Below are 6,463 nucleotides of genomic sequence, written 5' to 3'. Positions count from 1 at the left end.
GCGCCAGGCGGCGGAAGGGCAGGATCGAGAGCCCGGAGATCAGCGCCACCGCCAGGAAGGCCGGCCCGAAGTCGGCGGCCTCGATCCCCGAGCAGCCGTGGAGGGCCGCCGTCGCCTCCAGCGCCATGGCGCCGATGGTGACGCCGAGGCTGAGGGAAAGCTGCTGGGCGACGCTCGCCAGGCTCGTGCCCGCGCTCATGTCGCGGGGCTCGAGATCGGCGTAGGCGATGGCGTTGACGCAGGTGAACTGCAGCGAGCGCAGGCAGCCGCCGAGGAACAGCACCCCGACGATGAGGGCGTGCGGGGTCGCAGCCGTATAGAGACCGTTCACGCCGAGGAAGGCGGCGGCCAGCAGCGCGTTCGTCACCATCACCCTTCGGAAGCCGTAGCGCCGCAGGATCGCCGGCCCGACCGTCTTCACGAAGAGCGCGCCGGCTGCCGCCGCGAAGGTGATCAGCCCCGAGTGCAGCGGGTCGAGGCCGAAGCCGACCTGCAGCATCAACGGCAGCAGGAAGGGGATCGCCCCGGTGCCGATCCGGAACAGGCTGCCGCCCGTCACCGCCGCCCGGAAGGTCGGGTAGCGCAGAAGGTCGAGGTGAAGGACCGGGTGCGCGGCCGAGCGGGAATGGCGAAGGTAGAGCGCGAGAAGAGCCGCGCCGCCGCCGAGGCAGCTCCAGGACAGCCAGTCCGGCAGCAGGTGGCGGCCGATGGAGGCGAGCCCGAGCATCAGCCCCCCGAGCCCGCCGGCGAGCAGCAGGAAGCCCGGCACGTCGAGGGGCGGGCGCTCCGCCTCGCGGACGTTCTCGAAATACAGGCTCGCAAGCAACAGCCCGGCAAGCCCGATCGGGATGTTGATCAGGAAGATCCAGCGCCAGTCGAGCCAAGTGGTGATCAGGCCCCCCAGCGGCGGCCCCAGGATCGGCCCGATCAGGGCGGGGATCGTCAGGTAGGCGAGCGCCGTGACGAGCTCGGCCTTCGGAACGCTGCGCAGGATGACGAGGCGCCCGACCGGGACCATCATCGCCCCGCCGATCCCCTGGAGGAAGCGGGCGGCGACGAATCCGAGGAGGCTGCCCGAGGCCGCGCAGGCCAGCGAGCCGGCCATGAACACGACGAGGGCGGCGCGGAACACCGTGCGCGCACCGTAGCGGTCCGCCATCCAGCCGCTGATCGGGATGAAGATCGCGAGGCTGACGAGGTAGGAGGTCAGCGCGAGCTTCAGGGCGATCGGGTCCTCGCCGAGGCTGCGGGCGATGGTCGGCAGCGCCGTGGCGATCACCGTCGAGTCGGTGTTCTCCATGAACAGGGCGGTGGCGACGGTGAGGGGGACGATGCGGGAGGCGCGCATGGAAGCTCGAAACCCTCTCGCACGCCCCGGGTTGCGGCGGAAGGCGCGCAAGCTTCCGCGATCGAGGCCGGATGAAACCCGCCTCTCCGACGTGGCGCTCTTTTCGTGTCTGACGGGACACAGGGGCCGCATGACGGCGCCGGCGAGGAGCGCTCAAGCTTTCGTGATCGGGCGCAGACGGCTACGTTTCCGGCCAAGAGCGCGCCGTCCGCGGCGCCCATCCGCAACCGACGAGGCAGAATGCACCCGCGGTCCTTCAAGGCCCCCTTCGTTCGCGCGGTACGGCCGGCGATCCTCGCCGCGACGGCGCTCGCCCTCACCGGCTGCGGATCGGCGATCCTGACCGACGGTTCGACCCTTTCCACCACGGGCAGCCTCTCCGTCAGCGACGAGGTCGCCTCCGCCGCCCGCCTGTTCATGGACCGGCCGTATGTCGCCGCGGCGCGCACGGTGCGCATCGTGCCGACCGCCTTCACGGAGGCGGTCTCGGGGCCCGGCCTGACGGCCGCCGAGCGCAAGCTCGTCGCCAACGCCGCCGACCGGGCGCTCTGCTACGAGCTGTCGCTCAAGTACGACGTCGTCTCCCACGGCAAGGCCGACCTCACCGTCCGCTCGACGGTCACGCGGGTCGATCTCACCAACGTGCCGGCCTCCGGCACCACGGTCGGCCTCTCGGCGGCGATCTCCATCGCCGGCCAGGTCGGCCTCGGGCTCGCGGATTCGATCGGAAAGGTGCCGATCCCGCGGGTGCCGATCGGGCTCGGCAGCCTCACCGTCGAGAGCGAGGCCCTCGACGGCCGCCGCCGCCAGCGCGCAGCGATGGTCTGGGCGGGCGCGGCGAACTCCTTCACCAACCAGGCCCGGATCTCGCCGGCGAGCGACGCCTACGACCTCGCCGGGGAGTTCGGCCAGGATTTCGGCTCCTACCTCGTCACCGGCCTCGACCCGTTCAAGGCGCCGATCGGCATCCCGAGCTACGACCGCGTGCGCATCACGACGCTCGGCGAGGCGCCCCTCGATCCGGATTGCGAGGCCTTCGGCCGGGCGCCTGGCGTCGACGGCATCATCGGCGACAGCCTCGGCCTGCCGCCGGACTGGACGGACAAGGGCCCCGCGGCGGCTGCCGCGCCCTGATGAGGCGCCCGCGCCGGACGCATGGCCGGCCCCCGGTTTTTCCCGTCGCGAGGCGTTCGCGCCGCCTTTGCGCGCCCCCTGGCCCATGATACTGGCACGTGCCAATCCGACCGCCGGCCGCGAGCGACGCGCCCGGTGCGCGAGCGTATAACCGGAGTTGGCACATGGCCCGTATCAGCGCGGATTCGATCATCGAGGGACTGACCTTCGACGACGTCCTGCTGCGCCCGGCGGCATCCTCGGTGATGCCGACGGAGGTCGACGTCGCCACGCGCCTCACCCGCAGCATCGCGCTGAACCTGCCGATCCTGGCCTCGGCCATGGACACCGTCACCGAGGCGCCCATGGCCATCGCCATGGCGCAGAACGGCGGCATGGGCGTCATCCACCGCAACCTGGAGCCGCCGGAGCAGGCCGAGCAGGTCCGCCTCGTCAAGAAGTACGAGTCGGGGATGGTGCTGAACCCCATCACCATCCACCCGGACGAGACGCTCGCCGACGCCTTCGAGGCGATGAAGGCCAACCGCATCTCCGGCATCCCGGTGGTGGAGCGCGGTCCGAACGGCTCGCGCGGCAAGCTCGTCGGCATCCTCACCAACCGCGACGTGCGCTTCGCGACCAACACTGGCCAGCCGGTCTCCGAGCTGATGACCCGCGACCGGCTCATCACCGTGCGCGAGGGCGTGACGCAGGAGGAGGCCAAGCACCTCCTCCACCAGTTCCGCATCGAGAAGCTGCTCGTCGTCGACGACCACTACCGCTGCATTGGCCTGATCACGGTCAAGGACATCGAGAAGCAGGTCACCTATCCGAAGGCGGTCAAGGATGAGCAGGGCCGGCTGCGGGTGGCGGCCGCCACCACCACCGGCGACCAGGGCTTCGAGCGCGCCGAGCGGCTGGTCGATGCCGGCTGCGACGTGATCGTCGTCGACACCGCCCACGGCCATTCGATCAAGGTGCTCGACGCGGTGCGCCGGGTGAAGCAGCTCTCCAACGCCGTGCAGGTGGTGGCCGGCAACGTCGCCACCCGCGAGGGCGCGCAGGCGCTGATCGACGCGGGCGCCGACGCCATCAAGGTCGGCATCGGCCCGGGCTCGATCTGCACGACCCGGATCGTCGCCGGCGTCGGCGTGCCCCAGCTCACCGCCCTGATGGAGGCGGTCGAAGCGGCCTACGACGCCGACGTGCCGGTGATCGCCGACGGCGGCATCAAGTATTCCGGCGACCTCGCCAAGGCGATCGCCGCCGGCGCCTCGGTTGCGATGCTCGGCTCGCTGCTCGCCGGCACCGACGAGGCGCCGGGCGACGTGTTCCTGTACCAGGGCCGCTCCTACAAGAGCTATCGCGGCATGGGCTCGGTGGGCGCCATGGCCCGGGGTTCCGCCGACCGCTACTTCCAGGCCGAGGTCAGCGACACCCACAAGCTCGTGCCCGAGGGCATCGAGGGGCAGGTGCCCTACAAGGGTCCCGTGGCCGCCGTGCTCCACCAGCTCGCCGGGGGGCTCCGCGCCGCCATGGGCTATGTCGGCGCGGCGACCGTGCCCGACTTCCAGGAGCGGGCCCAGTTCATCCGCATCACCAACGCGGGCCTGCGCGAGAGCCACGTCCACGACGTGACCATCACCCGCGAGAGCCCGAACTATCCCTCCCGGACCTGAGCGCCGTCCGAGCGAAGGCGTCTGGCATGCAGAATGCTGAATACAGCCTCGCTTCAAAGGGATTCTAGTTTAATTGACGGGATGGTCCAAGAAAGTTTGATTGTCGTGTTCGGGTCGATGCTTATGATCATCGCTCGGAGCAGCATCGCTGTAGGCTGACGCCCGCCGCGAGACCTGCCGCTCCGGCCGCCCTGTTCGGACAGTGCTGCGTAACCCCAGGGCCTTCCCCGGCTTTGATGCGCGGTCTCCCCTTCGGCGAGCGGCCGGGCCAGCCGAGGGACGCGCCGTGAAGAAGAACAAGGTCATCTCCGCCGAGGAGGCTCTCGCGCTCGTGCGCGACGGCGACGTGGTGACGACGACGGGCTTCGTGCAGAGCTGCATCCCCGAGGCGCTCCACGCGGCCCTCGAGGTCCGCTTCATGGAGACGGGCGCGCCCCGCGACCTGACCCTGATCATGACGGCGGGCGCCGGCGACAGCAAAGGGCTCGGCACCGGCCGCCTCCACCACGAGGGCCTGCTGCGCCGGGTCATCGCCGCGAATTTCGGGCGGATGCCCAAGGTCGCCGAGGCCGCCCGCCAGAACAAGATCCTCGGCTACAACCTGCCCCAGGGCGTGATCTCGCAGCTCTACCGGGCCTGCGCCGCGGGCCAGCCCGGGCTGTTCTCGAAGGTCGGCCTCAAGACCTACGTCGACCCGCGCCACGGCGGCGGACGCGTCAACACGCTCACCGAGGACGACATCGTCAAGCTCGTCGAGGTCGAGGGCGAGGAGTGGCTGTTCTACAAGGCCACCAAGATCGACGTGGCCTTCATCCGCGGCACCAGCGCCGACCCGTCGGGCAACATCAGCGTGGAGAAGGAGGCCCTGACCCTCGACTGCCTCGCCCAGGCCATGGCCGCCCGCAACAACGGCGGCATCGTCATCGCCCAGGTCGAGCGCATCGTCGACGACGGCTTCCTGCTGCCCAAGGACGTGCGCATCCCCGGCATCCTCGTCGACTGCGTGGTGGTGGCCGAGCCCGAGCTCCACCGCATGAACTACGGCGTGCAGCACGATCCCGCGCTCGCCGGGCAGATTCGCGTGCCGGTGAAGGGCATGCGCAAGATGCCGCTGGACGCCCGCAAGATCATCGCCCGCCGCGCCGCCTTCGAGCTGCCGCCGAACGGCGTCGTCAACCTCGGCGTCGGCGCGCCCGAGGGCATCTCGGCGGTGGCCAACGAGGAGGGCGTGACCCCCTACATCACGCTCACCACCGAGGCCGGCGCGGTCGGCGGGGTGCTGGCCTCGGGCTCGAGCTTCGGCTCGGCCACGAACGCCGACTGCATCATCGACCAGAACCAGATGTTCGACTTCTACGACGGCGGCGGCCTCGACATGACCTGCCTCGGCATGGCCGAGTGCGACGTGCACGGCAACGTCAACACCTCCTCCTTCGGCGGCCGGCTCAACGGCTGCGGCGGCTTCATCAACATCAGCCAGAACGCCCGAAGCGTCGTCTTCGCTGGCACCTTCACGGTCGGCGGCCTCAGCGTCGCCATCGAGGACGGCGCCCTGCGCATCCTGAAGGAAGGCGCCTCGCGCAAGTTCATCCAGGCCGTGGAGCAGGTGACCTTCTCGGGCGCCTACGCGCAGGAGCGCGAGCAGCCGGTGCTCTACGTGACGGAGCGTTGCGTCTTCCAGCTCACCGCCGCCGGGCTCGAGCTGATCGAGGTGGCGCCGGGCATCGACATCGAGCGCGACATCCTCGCCCACATGGACTTCAAGCCGATCGTCAACGCCCCGATCACCATGGACCGGCGCATCTTCGTCGATGAGCCGATGGAACTGCTCTCGGACCTCCTGAACCTCAACCTCTGTGAGCGGGTGAGCTACGACGAGGGCCGCAACATCCTGTTCCTCAACCTCGAGGGCTGGCACGCCCGCACGAAGGGCGATATCGCGGATCTGCGCAAGGTGCTGGTCGAGGCCTGCGAGGCGACGGGCCGGCGGGTGAACTCGATCGTCAACCATGACGGCTTCCGCATGAGCGACAGCCTCTATGACGACTACGCGGAGATGATCGAGCATCTCTGCGCGCACCATTACCTGACCACGACCCGCTACACGACGAACGCCTTCCTGCGCGTGAAGATGCAGGAGGCCCTGAGCCGTCGCGGCATCGCTCCGCACGTCTTCGAGCGCCGGGACGAGGCCCACGCCTTCCTCGACGCGGCCGAGCGGGAGCGCGGAAAGGGACGTCCGGTCGCCTCCGCGGCCTGACGGACGGCATCGCGCCGGGGCGCATCGTCCCGGTTCTTTCCCGGCCGTGTCGCACCTGCGGAA

At 70.0% G+C, this 6,463-nt stretch carries 4 protein-coding genes; 3 read left to right on the top strand and 1 reads right to left on the bottom strand.

Annotated features, from left to right (window positions below; translation table 11 throughout):
- The coding region (locus MFF04_RS16525; RefSeq protein ID WP_238277367.1) for an MDR family MFS transporter at positions 1-1,348 on the bottom strand (1,348 nt) is incomplete at its 3' end.
- A 240-nt stretch (positions 1,349-1,588) separates the two neighbouring features.
- Here MFF04_RS16525 and MFF04_RS16520 point away from each other — a divergent pair.
- From MFF04_RS16520 to MFF04_RS16510, 3 genes are all read left to right on the top strand, one after another.
- Complete coding sequence (locus MFF04_RS16520) at positions 1,589-2,482, top strand: DUF3313 domain-containing protein (protein ID WP_238277365.1); 894 nt, start codon at positions 1,589-1,591, stop codon at positions 2,480-2,482.
- A gap of 164 nt (positions 2,483-2,646) precedes the next feature.
- Positions 2,647-4,140 (top strand): IMP dehydrogenase, encoded by a 1,494-nt coding sequence (gene guaB / locus MFF04_RS16515; RefSeq protein ID WP_238277363.1) that lies wholly within the window; start codon positions 2,647-2,649, stop codon positions 4,138-4,140.
- Between the two features lie 286 nt (positions 4,141-4,426).
- On the top strand, positions 4,427-6,400 hold the full coding sequence (locus MFF04_RS16510) for an acyl CoA:acetate/3-ketoacid CoA transferase (protein WP_238277361.1): 1,974 nt from the start codon (positions 4,427-4,429) through the stop codon (positions 6,398-6,400).
- The last annotated feature ends 63 nt before the right edge of the window (positions 6,401-6,463 follow it).

It is taken from the genome of Methylobacterium jeotgali (assembly GCF_022179345.1).
GTDB classification, from domain to species: Bacteria; Pseudomonadota; Alphaproteobacteria; order Rhizobiales; family Beijerinckiaceae; genus Methylobacterium; species Methylobacterium jeotgali.
Note: the sequence above shows the minus strand (reverse complement) of the source record. Positions and strands in the feature narration are given on the sequence as shown.

Excerpts from the sequence above, each read along its gene's own strand:
- MFF04_RS16520 (WP_238277365.1), top strand. The coding sequence starts at position 1,589 with ATGCACCCGCGGTCCTTCAAGGCCCCCTTCGTTCGCGCGGTACGGCCG.
- guaB (WP_238277363.1), top strand. The coding sequence starts at position 2,647 with ATGGCCCGTATCAGCGCGGATTCGATCATCGAGGGACTGACCTTCGAC.